The sequence below is a fragment of the Nocardioides sp. NBC_00368 genome, from assembly GCF_036090055.1.
In the GTDB taxonomy this organism is placed as follows: domain Bacteria; phylum Actinomycetota; class Actinomycetes; order Propionibacteriales; family Nocardioidaceae; genus Nocardioides.
Genome location: NZ_CP107970.1, coordinates 2389763 through 2407780, shown reverse-complemented (window position 1 = coordinate 2407780; position 18018 = coordinate 2389763). Strand labels below are relative to the sequence as shown.

Annotated in this window: 16 protein-coding genes; 14 read left to right on the top strand and 2 right to left on the bottom strand. The window is 70.3% G+C overall.

Going from position 1 to position 18018, the window contains the following annotated elements; genetic code table 11:
• Positions 1-16: 16 nt before the first annotated feature.
• From OG984_RS11485 to OG984_RS11460, 6 genes are all read left to right on the top strand, one after another.
• Positions 17-2227, top strand: coding sequence for a [protein-PII] uridylyltransferase (locus tag OG984_RS11485; protein WP_328531709.1), 2211 nt, complete (start codon positions 17-19; stop codon positions 2225-2227).
• A gap of 169 nt (positions 2228-2396) precedes the next feature.
• Positions 2397-3959 carry a signal recognition particle protein gene (gene ffh, locus OG984_RS11480; RefSeq protein ID WP_328531708.1) on the top strand — a complete coding sequence of 521 codons (1563 nt, stop codon included), beginning with the start codon at positions 2397-2399 and terminating at the stop codon, positions 3957-3959.
• Positions 3960-4322, top strand: a complete 363-nt coding sequence (locus OG984_RS11475) for a hypothetical protein (protein ID WP_328531707.1) — start codon at positions 3960-3962, stop codon at positions 4320-4322.
• A 130-nt stretch (positions 4323-4452) separates the two neighbouring features.
• Positions 4453-6456 (top strand): glycoside hydrolase family 3 protein, encoded by a 2004-nt coding sequence (locus OG984_RS11470; protein WP_328531706.1) that lies wholly within the window; start codon positions 4453-4455, stop codon positions 6454-6456.
• A gap of 79 nt (positions 6457-6535) precedes the next feature.
• Positions 6536-8251 (top strand): FHA domain-containing protein, encoded by a 1716-nt coding sequence (locus tag OG984_RS11465; RefSeq protein ID WP_328531705.1) that lies wholly within the window; start codon positions 6536-6538, stop codon positions 8249-8251.
• A 31-nt stretch (positions 8252-8282) separates the two neighbouring features.
• Positions 8283-9353 (top strand): amidohydrolase family protein, encoded by a 1071-nt coding sequence (locus tag OG984_RS11460; protein WP_328531704.1) that lies wholly within the window; start codon positions 8283-8285, stop codon positions 9351-9353.
• Here OG984_RS11460 and OG984_RS11455 read toward each other — a convergent pair.
• Complete coding sequence (locus OG984_RS11455) at positions 9350-10003, bottom strand: hypothetical protein (protein ID WP_328531703.1); 654 nt, start codon at positions 10001-10003, stop codon at positions 9350-9352. The two genes, OG984_RS11460 and OG984_RS11455, sit on opposite strands and share 4 nt — an antisense overlap.
• Before the next feature lie 254 nt (positions 10004-10257).
• Here OG984_RS11455 and rpsP point away from each other — a divergent pair, with 254 nt between their 5' ends.
• The 5 genes from rpsP (at position 10258) to OG984_RS11430 (ending at position 14317) form a co-directional block, all read left to right on the top strand.
• Positions 10258-10740 (top strand): 30S ribosomal protein S16, encoded by a 483-nt coding sequence (gene rpsP / locus OG984_RS11450; RefSeq protein ID WP_328531702.1) that lies wholly within the window; start codon positions 10258-10260, stop codon positions 10738-10740.
• A gap of 5 nt (positions 10741-10745) precedes the next feature.
• Positions 10746-10988 carry an RNA-binding protein gene (locus tag OG984_RS11445; protein ID WP_008363327.1) on the top strand — a complete coding sequence of 81 codons (243 nt, stop codon included), beginning with the start codon at positions 10746-10748 and terminating at the stop codon, positions 10986-10988.
• A gap of 212 nt (positions 10989-11200) precedes the next feature.
• The gene (rimM, locus tag OG984_RS11440) at positions 11201-11770 is read left to right on the top strand and encodes a ribosome maturation factor RimM (protein ID WP_328531701.1); all 570 of its coding nucleotides are present in this window, start codon (positions 11201-11203) and stop codon (positions 11768-11770) included.
• The gene (trmD, locus tag OG984_RS11435; protein ID WP_328531700.1) at positions 11767-12924 is read left to right on the top strand and encodes a tRNA (guanosine(37)-N1)-methyltransferase TrmD; all 1158 of its coding nucleotides are present in this window, start codon (positions 11767-11769) and stop codon (positions 12922-12924) included. The genes rimM and trmD overlap by 4 nt, the downstream gene beginning before the upstream one ends.
• Positions 12925-13057: 133 nt before the next feature.
• Complete coding sequence (locus tag OG984_RS11430; protein ID WP_328531699.1) at positions 13058-14317, top strand: ammonium transporter; 1260 nt, start codon at positions 13058-13060, stop codon at positions 14315-14317.
• A 157-nt stretch (positions 14318-14474) separates the two neighbouring features.
• Here OG984_RS11430 and OG984_RS11425 read toward each other — a convergent pair whose 3' ends face one another.
• Complete coding sequence (locus tag OG984_RS11425) at positions 14475-15686, bottom strand: Fic family protein (RefSeq protein WP_328531698.1); 1212 nt, start codon at positions 15684-15686, stop codon at positions 14475-14477.
• A 288-nt stretch (positions 15687-15974) separates the two neighbouring features.
• Here OG984_RS11425 and rplS point away from each other — a divergent pair, with 288 nt between their 5' ends.
• The 3 genes from rplS to OG984_RS11410 all read left to right on the top strand — a co-directional run bounded on the left by rplS (position 15975) and on the right by OG984_RS11410 (position 18018).
• Complete coding sequence (gene rplS, locus OG984_RS11420; protein WP_008363321.1) at positions 15975-16325, top strand: 50S ribosomal protein L19; 351 nt, start codon at positions 15975-15977, stop codon at positions 16323-16325.
• A gap of 77 nt (positions 16326-16402) precedes the next feature.
• On the top strand, positions 16403-17329 hold the full coding sequence (gene lepB, locus OG984_RS11415) for a signal peptidase I (protein ID WP_328531697.1): 927 nt from the start codon (positions 16403-16405) through the stop codon (positions 17327-17329).
• Complete coding sequence (locus OG984_RS11410; protein ID WP_328531696.1) at positions 17326-18018, top strand: ribonuclease HII; 693 nt, start codon at positions 17326-17328, stop codon at positions 18016-18018. Before lepB ends, OG984_RS11410 begins: the two co-directional genes overlap by 4 nt.

The window sequence follows — 18018 nt, the reverse complement described above, 5'->3', positions numbered from 1 at the left end:
TGGACAGGGCCGGCGCGTGACCGCCGAGGGACGGGCGGAGCGCACGGCCCAGGCCGACGAGCAGTGCGTGAAGGCGTACGCCGCGGCCGGCGGCCCCGAGGTCGGGGTCGCCCTGGTCGCGGTCGGGGGATACGGGCGCGGGGAGCTCGCGCCCTTCTCCGACTGGGACCTCGTCCTGGTGCACGACGACGCCGTCTCGCCCGGGCCGGTGGCCGAGCAGGTCTGGTATCCGCTCTGGGACGCCGCGCCCAAGCTCGACCACGCGGTGCGCTCGTTCTCCGAGATGCTCTCCGCCTCGACCGGTGACCTCCGGGTCGCCCTGGGACTGCTCGACATCCGGCATCTGGCCGGCGACCGCGGCCTGGTGCTGCGGCTGCGTACGACGATGCTGGCGCACTGGCGCAAGCACGCCCGGTCCCTGTTGCCGGAGCTGAGGACGATGAGCGTGGAGCGACACCGCCGCGCCGGCGAGCTCGCACACGCCTCGGTGCCCGACCTGAAGGAGATGTACGGCGGGCTGCGGGACGCGGTGGTGATCAAGGCGATCGTGGCGACCTGGCTGGTCGACGTGCCCGCGGTCGATCTGGAGAAGTCGCGGCGGGCGCTGCTCGACGTGCGCGACCTCGTCCAGGAGATCGCCGGCCGCGCCACCGACCGGGTCGTGCCGGAGATGTGGGACCAGCTCGCCGAGCGTCTCGAGCTGGCCGACGCGCGCACCGCGCAGGCCCACGTACGCACCATCGGCCGCCGCCTCACCCACCTCTCCCGCCTGGCCTGGCGGCGGGTGGACGGGGTGCTCGAGCGGTCGCGTCCCGGAGCGCCGCGCCGTCCCAAGCTGGCGCCGCTGGGAGGTGGCCTGGCGCTCGCCTCCGGCGAGGTGGTCCTGGTGCCGGGTGCCCGCCCGTCGCGGGACCCGCTGATGCTGCTGCGCGCCTCGGCCCTCGCCGCCGAGCACGGCGTCGCATTGGCGCCGCCGACCGCTGCGCGACTGGCTCGGGACACGCCGGCGCTGGCCGAGCCGTGGCCGGAGGAGGCGCGCCGTCTCTTCCTGCGACTGGTGGGGGCCGGGCGCGGGCTGCTCGCGGTCTGGGAGACGCTCGAGGAGACCGGCGCGGTCTCCCGGATCCTGCCCGAGTGGGAGCGGATCCGGCTGCTTCCGCACGCCTCGATCATCCACCGCTTCACCGTCGACCGGCACACCATCGAGACCTGCATCGAGGCGGTCGCGCTGCTGCCGCGCGTCGCCCGCCCGGACGTGCTGCTGATCGCGGCGCTGCTCCACGACATCGGCAAGGGGTCGCTGACCGAGCACAGCGTCGCGGGGGAGCCGATCGCCCGCCGGATCGCCTCCCGGATGGGGTTCCCGGAGGAGGAGGTCGAGCTGATCTCGCTGCTGGTGCGCTGGCACCTGCTGCTCTCCACGACCGCGACCACCCGTGACCCTGATGACCCGGCGACCGTCGATCTCGTGGTCGACACGATGGGCGACGCCGAGGCGCTCGCGCTGCTCACCGCGCTCACCGAGGCCGACGCGCGGGCGACCAGCGCCCAGGCCTGGACCACCTGGCGGGCAAGGCTCATCCGTGACCTCGCCGCGCGGGCCGCGAGGGTGCTCGACACCGGCATCGCCGCGGGTGAGCGGCCGCAGGCCGCCGTGGAGATCCCCGAGAGCGTACGTTCCGGGTCGGCCTCCTTCCGCGCCGAGCCGCTCGCCGACGGCGCCCGCGTCTGGGTGATCGCGCCCGACCGGCTCGGGCTGCTCGCCGACCTGGCCGCCACCTTCGCCGTCGCCCGGCTCCCGGTCAGGGCGTGTCGTGCCTGGCAGCAGGGAGGTTTCGGGGTCAGCGTGTGGGACCTCGACGACTCCTACGTCGACGCGGCGGTGCTGCGTACCCGCTTCTCGGCGATCACCGAGGGCCGGCTCGACCCGGCGACCCGGCTGGCGCCGAGCGCGGCCGCGCGGGGGAGCGAGCCCTCGGTCGTCGTACGCCCCGAGGCATCCAGCAAGGCCACCGTCCTCGAGGTGCGTACCACCGACCGCCCCGGCGTCGTCTACACCGTCGCCGCCGCGCTCGCGCGGATGGAGATCGCCGTCCGCTCCGCCCACATCTCCACCCTCGGCCCGCAGGCCGTCGACGTGTTCTACCTGCAGGAGGCGCACGCCGGGGCCCTCGCCGAGCAGCGGGCGGCGGAGGCGGCTCACGCGGTCCGCGCGGCGCTCGCGTGAGGGGGCCGGGATACCCGGTCGACCGGGTATCCCTGGACTTGACGGGCACTGAAACACCCGTCAAGTCCATGAAGTGCCCGTCCAGTTGCCCCGAGCGCCCTGCAGATGACGTACGAGATGGGCCCGTTCGTTAGTCTTTGCAGGACAACCACTCTGCTGAAGGACCGCTTTGTTCGCCACGCTCTCCGACCGGCTCGCCACGACGTTCAAGAACATCCGGGGCAAGGGCCGCCTCACCGATGCCGACATCGACGCCACCGCTCGCGAGATCCGGATCGCGCTGCTCGAGGCCGACGTCGCGCTGCCGGTGGTGCGCGAGTTCGTCGCCCGCGTCAAGGAGCGGGCGCGCGGCGAGGAGGTCAGCCAGGCGCTGAACCCCGCCCAGCAGATCGTCAAGATCGTCAACGACGAGCTGGTCACGATCCTCGGCGGCGAGACCCGCCGTCTCCGTTACGCCAAGACCGGCCCGACCGTGATCATGCTCGCGGGTCTGCAGGGTGCCGGTAAGACCACTCTGGCCGCGAAGCTCGCGCTGTGGCTGAAGGAGCAGGGCAAGGCGCCGCTGCTGGTGGCCGCCGACCTGCAGCGGCCCAACGCGGTCAACCAGCTCCAGGTCAACGGCGAGCGCGTCGGCGTCCCGGTCTACGCGCCGCAGCCCGGCAACGGTGTCGGCAACCCGGTCGACGTCGCTCGTGACGCGGTCGAGGAGGCCAAGCGCAAGCTCCACGACGTGGTCATCGTCGACACCGCCGGCCGCCTCGGTATCGACGAGGAGCTGATGAAGCAGGCCGCCGACATCAAGGCGGCGGTCAACCCCGACGAGGTCCTCTTCGTCGTCGACGCGATGATCGGTCAGGACGCGGTCAACACCGCCCAGGCCTTCCTCGACGGCGTCGGCTACGACGGTGTGGTCCTCACCAAGCTCGACGGTGACGCCCGCGGTGGTGCCGCGCTCTCCATCGTCCAGATCACCGGCAAGCCGGTCATGTTCGCCTCCAACGGCGAGAAGATGACCGACTTCGACCTGTTCCACCCCGACCGGATGGCCGGCCGCATCCTCGACATGGGCGACATGCTCACCCTGATCGAGCAGGCCGAGAAGACCTTCGACCAGGCCCAGGCCCAGCAGGACGCGGCCAAGATCGCGACCGGCGAGTTCACGCTCGAGGACTTCCTCAAGCAGATGCAGCAGCTCCAGAAGCTCGGCTCGATGTCGAAGCTGATGGGCATGCTGCCGGGGATGGGCCAGTTCCGCGAGCAGCTCGACAACTTCGACGACCGTGAGATCGACCGGATCAAGGCGATCATCCAGTCGATGACCCCGGCCGAGCGCGCCAACCCGAAGATCCTCGACGGCTCCCGTCGCGCCCGCATCGCGAAGGGCTCGGGCCGCCAGGTCTCCGACGTCAACCAGCTCATCCAGCGCTTCACCGAGGCGTCGAAGATGATGAAGCAGCTCGCCTCCGGCGGCGGCATGCCGGGGATGCCCGGGGCGCCCGGTGCCGGCTTCGGCAAGCGCGCCGGCGCCAAGCAGGTCGCGCAGAAGAAGAAGGGCAAGGGCGCGCGCAAGTCCGGCAACCCGGCCAAGGCGGCCCAGCAGGCCAAGGCCGAGGCCGAGAAGAAGCCGGCCGCCGCCAACCCGTTCGGAGTGCCCGGCGGCGAGGAGATCGACTACGAGAAGGCCGCCGCCGACCTCAACCTGCCTGCGGACTTCTCCAAGTTCCTCAAGTAAGTGGCGACGGTCCTGGTCGTCGACGGCGCCAACGTCGTCGGGGCCCGCCCCGACGGCTGGTGGAAGGACCGTGGCGGTGCTGCGCGCCGGCTGCACGAGGCGCTGCTGGTCGCCGACCTCCCGCACGACCGGATCGTCCTGGTCCTGGAGGGACAGGCCAAGGGCGGCGTACGTCCGGGGCGGGACGCCCACGTGCAGACCGTCCACGCGCCCAAGGACGGTGACGCGGCGATCGTCGGGGTCGTCCGCGAGGCGCTGGAGAAGGGCGACCGGGTGACGCTGGTGAGCGCCGACCGGATGCTGCAGGCGCGCTGTGGCGGCGCCACGGCTCTGGGGCCGTCCTGGTTGCTTGACCAGATCTGAGGAATTCACGGGGTTACGCACGCGTAGCCATTGACCCCTGATGTGATCACCGTCACGCTGGGAGCGCTCTCACGAGCCCTGGCGCCTCACCGCCGAGGCGCCGGCAGATCACTCTCAGGAGGCCTGTCCCGTGCGATCACACAGACAGCGCGGCGCGATCGGTGGAGCCTCGGCTCTCGCCGGCCTGCTCTGCGCCACGCTCCTCGTCACTCCCGCGTCCACCGCGGCTTCTGCCACTCCCACCGCGAGCAGCGCGGCCAGCCGTGCGGACCACGCGCTGCCCTACAAGAACCCACGACTCTCGACCAGGACCCGCGTCGCCGACCTGCTCGCCCGGATGACGCTGGCCGAGAAGGTCGGCCAGATGGCCCAGGCCGAGCGTGCGGACGTCGCCGCCGACCCGGCTCAGATCGCCGAGCTCGGGCTCGGCAGCGTACTCTCCGGCGGCGGTTCGACCCCGGCCGAGAACACCCCCGAGGCCTGGGCCGACACGGTCGACGCCTTCCAGGAGGAGGCGCTCTCGACCCGGCTGGGGATCCCGCTGCTCTACGGCGTGGACTCGGTCCACGGCCACGGCAACCTCAACGGCGCGACCGTCTTCCCGCACAACATCGGCCTCGGGGCGACCCGCGACCCGAAGCTCGCCGAGCGGATCGGACACATCACCGCGGAGGAGACCCGCGCCTCCGGGCCGCAGTGGACCTTCGCCCCGTGCATCTGCGTCGCGCGCGACGACCGGTGGGGGAGGACGTACGAATCCTTCGGTGAGGACCCCAAGCTCGCCGCCAAGATGGCGCAGATGATCGAGGGGTTCCAGGGCGACCGCGGCGAGCTCGACGACCCCGACCGGGTGCTCGCCACCGCCAAGCACTTCGCCGGCGACGGGTTCACGACCTTCGGCACCGGCGAGGGCGACTACACCATCGACCAGGGCATCACCCAGGCCTCGCGCGCCGAGTTCGCGAAGCTCGCGCTCTCGCCGTACGTCACCGCGATCAAGAAGCACGACGTCGGCTCGGTGATGCCGTCCTTCTCCAGCGTCGACTGGACCGAGGACGGCCTCGGCAACCCGCTCAAGATGCACGCCCACGAGGAGCTCGTCACCGGCTGGCTGAAGGAGAAGCAGGGCTTCGACGGCCTGGTGATCTCCGACTGGCGGGCGATCCACCAGATCCCGGGGACGTACGCCGAGCAGGTCGCCATCTCGGTCAACGCCGGCGTCGACATGTTCATGGAGCCGTTCTCCGGTGACACGGTCGGCTACCCGCAGTTCATCGAGACGCTGACCGCGGCGGTCGAGGACGGCGCCGTCCCGATGGCTCGCATCGACGATGCCGTCTCCCGGATCCTGACCGCGAAGTTCGATCTCGGCCTCTTCGAGAAGCCGTTCACCGACCGGCGCAACATCGACGAGATCGGCAGCGCCGCCCACCGTCGGGTCGCGCGTGAGGCGGTGGCGAAGTCGCAGGTCCTGCTGAAGAACGGGCGACACACGCTTCCGCTCACCGGCGGCGACGACGTCTACGTCGCGGGCAGCAAGGCCGACAGCATCGGCGACCAGGCCGGTGGCTGGACGATCACCTGGCAGGGCAACTCGACCCACCAGATCCCCGGCGACACCATCCTCGACGGCATCGAGTCGGCGGCCCGTGGCGAGGTGACCCACTCGCCCGACGCCTCCGCGCCGGTCCCGGCCGGGGCGCACGGGGTCGTGGTCGTCGGCGAGCACCCGTACGCCGAGGGCTTCGGTGACGTCGGCGGCCCGCGCTGGGGCTACGACCCGGGCGAGGGCGGCGTGCAACGGCCCGCGCTGACGATGCACCTCAGCGACGCCGACACCGCGGCGATCGAGGCGGTCTGCGCGGCTGCGGCGACCTGCACCGTGCTGGTCGTCTCCGGGCGCCCGATGATCATCCCGCCCGAGCTGCTCGGGCAGATCGACGCCCTGGTCGCTTCCTGGCTGCCGGGCAGCGAGGGCAAGGGCGTCGCCGACGTGCTCTTCGGCAAGCGTCCCTTCACCGGGAAGCTCCCGGTGACCTGGCCGCGCTCGGTCGACCAGGAGCCGATCAACATCGGCGATGCGGACTACGACCCGCTGTTCGCGTACGGACATGGGCTGAGGACCCACCGATAGCAGAATCGGCCCGGTCCGAGTTGTCCGAATCTTCGATTCGCGACGCTTGGATCGGGCCTTTTCGGTGCATGATTCGTGCATGCAGACGCTTCGCGTAGACGTATCGGGACGTGCGCTCAGCTTCCCGCCCGACAAGATCGTCCGAATAGGACGCTCGATCGATGCCGACGTGGTGCTCTCGTCCTCCTCGGTCTCGCGTGCTCATGCCGAGCTCCGCCCGGACCCCACCGGGTGGAAGCTGGTCGACGTGGGCTCCGCCGGCGGGACGTACGTCTCCGGCAGCCGCGTCACCGAGGTGCCGTTGACCGGGGCGACCGAGGTCCAGCTGGGCCCGGCGGGGCCGGGATCGACGATCACCGTCACCCTCGACGATGCGCCGGTGGCGGCCGGGGCTCCGCGCGCCCAGGCGCCGGCTCCTCCGCCTCCGCCGGCGGGCTTCGCCGGGCCCGGCGCGACCGTGGCCCCGCCCACGGGGGTGCCTGCAGCGGCCCCGGCCGCCCCCGGTCACCAGCCGCCCGCGCCCCAGGCTCCGTCGGCGGACGACGGGATCTCCGAGATGACGATCGCCCCCGGGATGGCGCGGCCCACCGCCCCCGGGCAGCCGCCGACCCCGCCGACCGGACCAGACCTGCTGCTGGTGGCCGAGGGCAAGGAGCACCGCTTCCGCCACCCGGTCACCGTCACCATCGGCCGCGCGGCCGACAACTCGGTCGTGCTGGAGGACCAGGGCGTCTCGCGCCAGCACGCCCGACTGGTCGCCAAGCCCGGCGGCTGGACCTTCGAGAACGCCTCCCAGACCGGCTCTTTCCTCAAGGGCAAGCCGCTGGCGCGGGAAGAGATCGACGAGGAGACCGAGATCCGCCTGGGGCACCCGGTGGCCGGTGAGATCCTCAAGGTCATCCCGATCTACGCGGCCGAGGTCGAGGTCGCCCGGGCAGCCGCCAAGCGCCGCAACAAGCTCCTGCTGTGGGGCGGGATCGGGGCCGCGGCCGCGATCGTGGTCATCGGGCTCGTCGTGGCGATGTTCGTGGTGCCCGGCGGCGACCCGTCCGCCCAGGACAACGGCCTGACCAAGGACGAGCTCAACAGCGCGCAGCGGGCCGCCGTCTGGATCACCTACGCGCCGACCGAGGACACCATCGCGATGGGCTCCGGCTCGATCGTCACCGCGGACGGCAAGATCCTCACCAACGCCCACGTCGCCGACCCGGCGAAGATCCCGGAGTACGCCGCGAAGGGCGAGGTCTCGCCCGAGTTCGTCAACATCCACCTGACCGACCCGGCCGAGGGCTACAAGGTCGGCGAGCCCGACTACGTCGCCAAGGTCATCGAGTCCGACGGCGAGGTCGACAGCGCGGTCGTGCAGATCGTCGCCGACGGCGAGGGCAACCAGGTGAACCCGTCCTCGCTGGACCTGCCGACGATCTCGCTCGGCAACTCCGACGCGGTCGACCGCGGCGACTTCATCGCCACGATCGGCTTCCCGATGCTGCCGAAGGAGAGCTTCGCGGACAAGGCCGGCGTGCTCTTCCAGCCGCCGACCGTTGCCGAGGGCAACGTGGCGACCATCCTCTCCTTCGAGGGGGAGGAGCGGGCCGTCTTCGACGTCACCGCCCGGATCTCCAGCGGCAACTCCGGCGGCGCCGCGGTCAACGACGACGGTGAGCTCGTCGGCGTACCGACCTCCATCGGCTGGGACGAGAGCAACGTCGTCACCGGCCAGGTCATCCCGCTCGCCCAGCACATCCCGATCCTCGAGGCGGCCGGCGTGGACGTGTCCGCGGCGAGGAAGTGACCCCGGCAGCAAGGCTAGTAGCCTGCGTCACATGACTGCTCTGCGCTTCTCCGGCCCGGTCCTTCCCGATGGAGAGGTGCGGGACCTCTACGTTCTCGACGGCCGCATCACCTACGAGCGGCCGTCGGGGGCGGAGACCGGCGCGTCCGGTTGGATCGTCCCCGGCCTCGTCGACGCCCACTGCCACATCGGGCTGGGGCCGGACGGCGCAGTCGACCAGGAGACCGCCGAGGCCCAGGCGATCGCCGATCGCGACGCCGGCGCCCTGCTCCTCCGCGACGCCGGAAGCGCCGCCGACACCCGCTGGGTCCAGTCCCGCGACGACCTGCCGCGGCTGATCCGCGCCGGCCGCCACATCGGACGTACGAAGCGCTACATGCGCAACTACGCCGACGAGGTCGAGCCCGACGGTCTGGCCGAGGCCGTCGAGCGCCAGGCCCGCTCCGGCGACGGCTGGGTCAAGCTGGTCGGTGACTGGATCGACCGCGCCGAGGGAGACCTGAAGCCGTCCTTCCCGGCCGAGTCGTTCGCCGAGGCGATCAAGGTCGCCCACGACAACGACGCGCGGGTCACCGCCCACTGCTTCGGCCACGAGGTCCTGCCCGGCCTGATCGAGGCCGGGATCGACTGCATCGAGCACGGGACCGGCCTGACCCCGGATCTCGTCGAGACGATGGCCGAGCAGGGCACCGCACTGGTCCCCACCGTGGCCCAGCTGGAGATCTTCCCGGGTCTGGCCGCCGCCGCGGCGCCCAAGTTCCCGACGTACGCCGCCACCATGGAGGACCTCTACGCCCGCCGCCGCGAGACGATCATGAGCGCCTACGAGGCGGGGGTCGCGCTCTACGCGGGCTCCGACGGCGCGGGCGACCAGCTGCACGGCGTACTCCCGACCGAGGTCCTCGCGATGCACCGCCTCGGCCTTCCTGCCGACGTCGTCCTCGGCGCCGCCTCGTGGCGCGCGCGGGAGTGGCTCGGCCACAACCCCGGCCTCGCCGAGGGCGACCCGGCCGACTTCGTCGTCTACGACACCAACCCCCTCGACGACCTCACCGTCCTCGGCCGGCCGGCGGCCGTGGTCCTCAGGGGAGTCGTCTACTAGGCAGCGCGGGTGGGATCGAACAGCCGGCGATCGCGTCGGGCGCTGATCCAGCCGATGAGCATGGCGGTGGAGAGAACGAATCCGGCGAAGCTCAGCGCCATGCCGCAGAGCATCCCGAACCCGTTGTCCAGCGCGAGCTGCGGGCCGTGGCCACCCTGCGCCGGCATGATCCGAGCCGGGCGGTCCTCGCTCACCGGCGAAGTGCAGGTGACCCGAAGGTGCCCGGAGCCGGCGTCGAAACCGAAGGCGATGTAGGCGCCCGTCTCCTCGGACCATCCCGCTTGGCTCGGCTCCGGCGACAGTCGGATCGAGCCTCGGGAGGAATCGACGATCGTGCAGGAGGCGTCCCAGGACCGGAACCACGGTTTGTTTCCGGGGTCGTCTCTGCTGGGGAGGGTGAGGAGCGCGTCCAGGCCCGGCTCGATCAGGACGTCGTGCGGGGCGCCGTCGGTCGGGATGCTCGCCCGGATGGGCTCCGCCGTGACGAACGGTAGGAACAAGCTCAGGAACAGGGCGAGCCCACCGGCCATGACCGCGAGGCCGATGACACCGGCCACCGCCTTACCCGGGGAGAACACCTCGGGCGTCCCCTGAGGTGAGGAGGGCCGTGGGTAAGGAGTGAGGGGGTTGGGGGTATCCCGCTGGGGCATGCGACAGAGTATGCAGACCTGGTGGTGTCGTGGACGTGGTTTCGGTCAGCGAGGCGCTCCCTGCGTGGCCTGGTCTGCGCGCTGCGTACGGGAATTTCTTCCCGACCTGCAGGTCTGGCAAACTGGAGCGCGTGTCCTGTGCGCAGGGACCCTCTCACCCGGCGCTCAGTGCCCGCCGAAGTTGCCTGACGGGTGTCCCCACACCGACACGGGCCTCTTCACCCATATTCGATTCCGAAGGAATACCACCAACAGTGGCTGTCAAGATCCGCTTGAAGCGCCTGGGCAAGATCCGGGTTCCGCAGTACCGCATCGTCATCGTCGACTCCCGCAAGAAGCGTGACGGCGCTGTCATCGAGGAGATCGGTCTCTACCGTCCCAAGGAGGAGCCGAGCTTTATCCAGGTCGACTCCGAGCGCGCCCAGTACTGGCTCGGCGTCGGCGCCCAGCCGACCCCGGCTCTCGAGGCGATCCTCAAGGTGACCGGCGACTGGCAGAAGTTCAAGGGCCTCCCGGGCGCCGAGGGCACCCTCAAGGTCGCCCCGCCGAAGCCCGACAAGCTGGAGCTCTTCAACAAGGCTCTCGCCGAGGCGCACGCCTCCGCCGGTTCCGAGGCCGTCACCAAGAAGGCCGCCAAGAAGGCCGAGGAGCCCAAGGCCGAGGAGGCTCCGGCTGAGGAGCCCAAGGCCGAGGCTGCGTCGACTGACGAGGCCCAGGCCGCCGAGGCCGAGGCCTGAGCAGCATGCTCGCCGAAGCTCTCGAGCACCTCGTCCGAGGAGTCGTCGACAACCCGGACGAGGTGAGCGTGCGCGACAAGCAGCTTCGTCGCGGCTCCGTCCTCGAGGTCCGGGTCCACCCCGACGACCTCGGCAAGGTGATCGGCCGCGGCGGCCGCACCGCCACCGCGTTCCGCACGGTCATCTCCGCGCTGGCCGGCAAGGGCGGCGCGCGGATCGACTTCGTCGACGTCGACGGCGGTCGCTGAGCACCGGCTGCACCAACTCACAACGGGCGTCACTCCTTCGGGGGTGGCGCCCGTTGCGTGTTCTCGGGCGGATCCCCTGTAACACGTCGTTCGTAGGACTACTCGCCCTATGTGAACGACCGGATAGTGCTACGAACGACGTGTTACAGCCACCCCGGCGGCGCCGCACCGAGGAGTTCGGCCCGACGTACGCGACCCTCTAGGCTCACCTCGTGGAGTTGATCGAGGTGCTGGTCGGACGGATCGGCAAGCCGCACGGGATCCGAGGGTTCGTGACCGTCGAGGTGCGCACCGACGAGCCCGACAGGCGGTTCGCCGAGGGGACGGTGCTGCGCACGCAGCCCCCCAAGGGATCGGCGTACGCCGCGAAGCGGCTGACCGTGGAGGGCGCCCGTTGGCACGGGCAGGTGCTCCAGGTCGCCTTCGAGGAGATCACCGACCGCAACGAGGCCGAGGCTGCCCGCGGGACCCTGCTCTTCGCCGACGTCCCGGCCGAGGAGTCGCCCGAGGACCCCGACGAGTACTACGACCATCAGCTCATCGGCCTGACCGCCTTCGACGAGGAGGGCCGCGAGCTGGGCACCGTCAAGGCGCTGGTCCATGGCGGTGCGCAGGACCTGCTGACGATCCGTACCCCTGACCGGCGCGACGCGCTGGTGCCGTTCGTGAAGGCGCTGGTGCCGGTCGTCGACCTCGCCGAGAAGAAGGTCGTCATCGCCGACCGGCCCGGCCTGGTCACGCCCTTCCCCGAGAACACCGAGGACGAGGACGACACCAAGTGAGGCTCGACTACCTCACCATCTTCCCCGACTACCTCGCGCCGCTGCGGCTGAGCCTGCCGGGCAAGGCGATCGAGTCCGGGCTGTTGGAGATGCACGTCCACGACGTACGTGACTGGACCCATGACAAGCACCGCGCTGTCGACGACACTCCCTATGGCGGTGGCGCCGGGATGGTGATGAAGCCGGAGCCGTTCGGCGAGGCCTTCGACGAGCTGGGCATCGACGGCGCGACCGTGATCGTGACGACGCCGAGCGGCGAGCCGTTCACGCAGAGCCTCGCGCGCGAGCTCTCGACCCGGGCCCGGCTGGTCTTCCTGCTCGGCCGCTACGAGGGCATCGACCAGCGCGTCCTCGACCATGCCGCCACCCGTGCCGAGGTCCGCGAGATCTCCCTGGGCGACTACGTGCTCAACGGGGGAGAGGTCGCCGCGATGGCGATCACGGAGGCCGTCGTACGCCTGCTTCCCGGGTTCATGGGCAACGCCGAGTCGCTCGTGGAGGAGTCCCACGAGGACGGCCTGCTGGAGTACCCGGTCTACACGAAGCCTGCCTCTTGGCGCGACCTCGAGGTGCCGAAGGTGCTGCTCAGCGGTGACCACAAGCGCATCGCCGAGTGGCGTCACCAGCAGGCCGTGGAAAGAACCTCCGTACGCCGCCCCGACCTGCTCCACGCGTCCCAGGCAGCCACGGAGTGGGAGATCGTGCGCGCCGTCCGTGCCGACGCCCCGGAGCTGCACACGCTGCAGCTCGCCTGCTGGGTGCAGGAGATGCACGACAACCCCGGTGTCCCGATCCCGCCGCTGCACGAGTCGCTCGAGGACACGGTGAGCGCGCTGGAGACCCACGACGTCTATGTCGTCCGCTCCGCCGGACGGCTGGTCGGCTCGGTCCGCGCCCGGCTCGAGGGCGACGTCTGGGAGATCGGCCGGCTGATGACCGCCCCGGACATGCACGGCCGCGGCCTCGGTCGCCAGCTGCTGGACCACATCCAGGCGGTGGCCCCGGCGGGCGCCAGGACCCTCTCGCTCTTCACCGGTGCGAAGAGCGAGCGGAACCAGAAGATCTACAAGAAGGCCGGTTTCAGGCTGCGTCGTGACCTCGACGCGCCGCCCGGTGCTGTGATCCTCACCAAACCCAGGCGAGCAGTTGGATAACAAGTCACCCACATCGGAAGTCTGTTACGCGTCTGTAACATAAAGAGTTTGTTACCGAAACGGGGGCTCGACAAGATCCGGCGAAACGTGTGCTCGGCTCACGCGATCCGAACCCCGACCCTATGAGGTACGAATGACTACCGATCTTGCATGGCAGCTGCTGTGCACGGCGCTCGTGCTCTTCATGACTCCTGGCCTCGCCTTCTTCTACGGCGGCCTCGTGAAGTCTAAGAGCGTCGTGTCGATGATGATGTTGAGCTTCGGCTCCCTCGGCCTGATCACCCTGCTGTGGGTGCTCTACGGCTTCAGCGGCATCGGAACCATCTCCGAGTCCGGCATCACGAACTTCTTCGGCAACCCGTTCCAGGACTTCGGTCTGACCGGCGCCTTCGGCGACCTGGTCAAGGAGTTCGACGACGGCACGGCGGTCGAGGACTCGACCAACTTCTTCGGCGGCCTCGCCTTCGGTGGCTCCTTCGCCATCATCACGGTGGCGCTGATCTCGGGTTCGATCGCCGACCGCGCGAAGTTCTGGCCGTGGCTGCTCTTCGCCGGCATCTGGGCGACCGTCGTCTACTTCCCGGGCCAGGCCTGGGTGTGGGCCCTCAACGCCGACGGCGACTACATCGGCTGGATCGGCAAGTGGGGCGCCCTGGACTGGGCCGGCGGCACGATCGTCCACCAGGCCGCCGGTGCGGCCGCGCTCGCCCTGGCGCTCGTCCTCGGTCAGCGCAAGGTCGGCTTCTCCAAGGAGGAGACGGCTGCTCACAACGTACCGCTGGTCCTGATCGGCACCGCGATCCTCTGGTTCGGCTGGTTCGGCTTCAACACCGGCGTCCCGGGCACCACCCAGGGCCAGACCACGCTGATCTTCCTCAACACCCTGATCGCCCCGGCCGCGGGTCTGATCGGCTGGATCATCGTGGAGAAGTTCAAGGACGGTAAGTCCACCGCTGTCGGCGCCGCCTCCGGTGTCGTCGCCGGTCTGGTCGCGATCACCCCGGCCTGTGCCCACATCGCCCCGATCTGGGCGATCTTCCTCGGCCTCCTCGTCGGCGTCGTGTGCTGCCTCGCCGTCGAGCTGAAGTGGAAGCTCGGCTTCGACGACACCCTCGACGTGGTCGGCATCCACCTGGTCGCCGGTTTCATCGGCTGTGTCTACCTCGGCTTCTTCGCCCAGGTCGGCGGCACCGGCCTCTTCTTCGGTGGCGGCTTCGACCAGCTCATCAAGCAGGTCGGCTCCTCGCTGGCCGTGATCGCCTTCGCCTTCATCGTCGCGTACGTCGTCGGCCTGGCGATCGAGAAGACCATCGGTTTCCGTGCCAAGGAGGAGGACGAGGTCGCCGGTATCGACCTCGCCATCCACGAGCCCGGTTACCAAGAGGTCGGCTGACCACTCAGGTTCGACGAGGCCCGTCCCGGTTCGCCGGGGCGGGCCTCGCCGCGTACGGAGATCTTCGTCAAGGTATGCAGGCGAAGTCACACATCCCTGGCGGAGCTCCGCGCGGGATGTGTTGCTTCGGCTGCATACCTTGCTGGACGAACAGGCCTCAACGGGGCCCGTACGGAAGCTGCCTGGCTTGGTGCTGGATGCGGGCGCTGAGGTCCTCGACCTCGGCCAGCACCGCCGGCGCGAGCCACACAGGGGAGCGGCGGGTGCGCTTGGCGCGGGTGAGGACCCCGGCCCGTTCGAGCCCCTCGATCGTCTCGTCGACATCCTCGATCCCCAGCTGCTCGGTCACGAGCTCGGCGTTGAGGATGGGCTCCTCGGTGAGAAGGTCGAGAAGACGGTACGCAGCCGACCCAGGTCGCGGACCGCCGGCCGCCTCGCCCCAGGATCCCCGGATGCTCTCCAGCGTCTCGGCCGTCTTCCAGGACTCCGTCGTCGCGATGGTCGTCGAGGCCGCGAGCATGGCGATGATCGTGGCCGCCGTTCCGGCCCGGTAGTCGTTGAGCGCGGCGAAGTAGCGGTCGCGGTGGGCGACGAGCGCGGAGGCGATCGGCACGGCCAGGTGACGGGAGGCACGGCGTCGCCGGAGCACGGCGTGGATGAGCGCCCGGCCGATACGGCCGTTGCCGTCGATGAAGGGATGGATCGACTCGAACTGGGCGTGCACGATGGCGGCCTGGGCGATGGGGGAGAGGTCGTCGCGGTTCGCGAAGGCGACCAGGTCCTCGATGTAGTCGACCACCGTCTCCGGCGGTGGCGGCACGTGGAGGGTGTCGCGGGGCGCGTAGTCGGAGCCGCCGACCCAGTTCTGCACGACGCGGAACCTGCCGGCGTTGGCCGCCTCGTCGGGGTGTCGTGCGAACAGGTCGCGGTGGGCGCGCAGGATCGCGTCGGAGGTGATCTTGCGGGTGGTGTCGGCCTCGCTGATCAGCCGCTGCATGGCCTGGGTCGCCGACGCCATCGAGGTCGCCGAGGAGTTGGCGCCGATGCCGAGCAGGGCTCGCCCGTAGTCGGCCAGGCTGGCCTCGACGTGCTCGATCTTGGAGGAGTCGATCGCCTCGGTGCGCAGCTGCAGGTGGTTGAGCCCGTCCATCGTCCGGCCGTGGACCAGATCGAGATGCCGCAGCGCACCGGCGCTGGCGGTCGTCATCGCCGCCACCGGGCGCTCCAGCACGAGGTCGAGGTCGGCGATGTGGGGCGGTAACGCCACGGTGACCTCGCGGAGCAGCCTGTCCGCGCGCGGCCCGCGGGGGATCCGCTGCCGATAGGGGCGCGTCACGTAGGTGTGCGGCGGCCAGTCGGTGTCGGTCACGGGGGAATCCTTGCACGGGCGCCCAGCTGCTGCGTACGTCTCCACGCTCCGCGCGGTTGCTCGCCGGTCGTCTCGATTCCCGGCGGTCCATGGCGCTGTGGCAGACTTGTGGGCCGGTCCAGTCGGCCGAGGCACGCTCCGAAGAAGACACCCGGAGGTGTCGCGACGGGCTCCTGCCACAGGGGGAACCGTACGCCGCCGGCCAGCATGTCTGGGCCACCGCCAAAGATCGCCCTGACCAGGGCATTGATGACCGCGATCGGCCTGTGGCGAGCGTGAGGAGAGATGATGAGCAACGTACTCGCTGAGGTCGGCAACGCCTCCAAGCGCGACGACCTGCCGGAGTTCCGCGCCGGTGACACCGTCAAGGTGCACGTGAAGGTCGTCGAGGGCAACCGGTCCCGCGTCCAGGTCTTCCAGGGCGTCGTGATCCGCATCCACGGTTCGGGCATCGGCCGCACCTTCACCGTCCGCAAGGTCTCCTTCGGCGTGGGTGTCGAGCGCACCTTCCCGCTGCACTCCCCGATCTTCGAGCAGATCGAGGTCGTCACCCGTGGTGACGTCCGTCGCGCGAAGCTCTACTACCTGCGCAACCTGCGCGGCAAGAAGGCGAAGATCAAGGAGCGCCGCGAGGCGTGAGCCTCGGAGGTCTGAGGGTTTCCTGAGCATTGCGAGTCGATGAGGCTCGTTGTGGAGGAACTCTCTAGACTCACCGCGTGACTTCGAACGACCGCGATCCTTCCGTCGGCGTCGGGCCCCAGGCCCGCTGGGACGGGCCCGACATGGGGGGATCGCGGTCGTTCTCGTCTTCCCCCCAGGCCCCGCGCTGGTCCGCCGAGCAGGCGGGCCCGGGCAATCGTCCGGGTCACCCGCCGCGCCAGGCTCCGGCCCGCGAGGAGGAGCACAAGCCGCGCCTGTCGGCCTGGCAGGAGGGCATCGTCCTGGTCGTGCTCGCCGTGCTGGTCGCGGTCGTCGTGAAGGCTCTGTTCGTGCAGGCCTTCTACATCCCCTCCGAGTCCATGGAGCCCGGCCTGCAGGGCGGTCCCTCGGTGGCCACCGACGACCGGGTGCTCGTCGAGAAGCCGTCCTACTGGCTCTCCGGCACGCCTCAGCGCGGCGACGTCGTGGTCTTCTCCGACCCCGGCTCCTGGCTCGGGGCCGACGACTCGGCCGGTCCCGACAACATCATCGGCAAGAGCCTCGCCGTCATCGGTCTCTACCCCGAGGGCGGCCACCTGGTGAAGCGTGTCATCGGCGTCCCCGGCGACGTGATCGAGTGCTGCGACAAGCAGGGCCGGCTGATCGTCAACGGCGTCCCGATCGACGAGCCGTACGCGCGGCCCTCCGAGACCAAGTGCGGCCGCCCCAACAAGGAGGGTGAGTGCTTCGGGCCGATGCCCGGCACCCGGCACTGGGAGGTCGGTCCGGTTCCGGAGGGGTCGTTGTTCGTGATGGGCGACAACCGGGCCAACTCGGCCGACTCGACCGTACACATGTGCACGGCCAACGAGACCGACTGCGCCCTGGTGCCGTGGGTGCCGGAGGACAACGTGGTCGGCAAGGTCGTCGCCCTGGGCTGGCCGATCGACCGGGCGAAGTGGATCCACCGGCCCGACAGCTTCGAGGGCGTGCCGTCACAGTGAGCACTGCGCCTACCCTGCGTGTCGAGCGGTCCATGCTGCGCGATGGCATCACCCATCTCGGTGCCGTCGACGAGGTGGGCCGCGGCGCGCTCTGCGGGCCGGTCTCGATCGGGATCGTGGTGATCTCGGAGGCGACGCGCACAGCACCGCAGGGCGTACGCGACTCCAAGCTGCTCACGCCCGAGGCCCGGGAGATGCTCGCGCCGAAGGTGCGCCGCTGGGCCGTCGACTCGGCCGTCGGCCACGCGCTGGCCTCCGAGATCGACGAGATCGGGATCATGGCCGCGATGCGGCTGGCCGGGCAGCGAGCCTTGGGAGCCCTGGACGTACGTCCCGACGCGCTGCTGCTCGACGGCAACCACAACTATCTGACCCCGCCCGTGCAGGAGGGTCTCTTCGGTGAGGTCTCCGCGATGGTGGACGAGGTCGAGGTCCCGCCGGTGACGACGATGATCAAGGCCGACATGAAGTGCGCGGCCGTCGCCGCCGCCTCGATCCTGGCGAAGACCTCGCGCGACGCGCTGATGGTCGCGCTGCACGAGGAGTATCCCGACTACGCCTGGGCGGACAACAAGGGCTACTCCGCGCCCGCCCACATCGCCGCGTTGGAGCGCCTCGGACCGTCGGCATATCACCGCCGCTCGTGGAGTCTTCCCGGCACTTCGCCGGTCTTGGCTCTAGAGTCATAA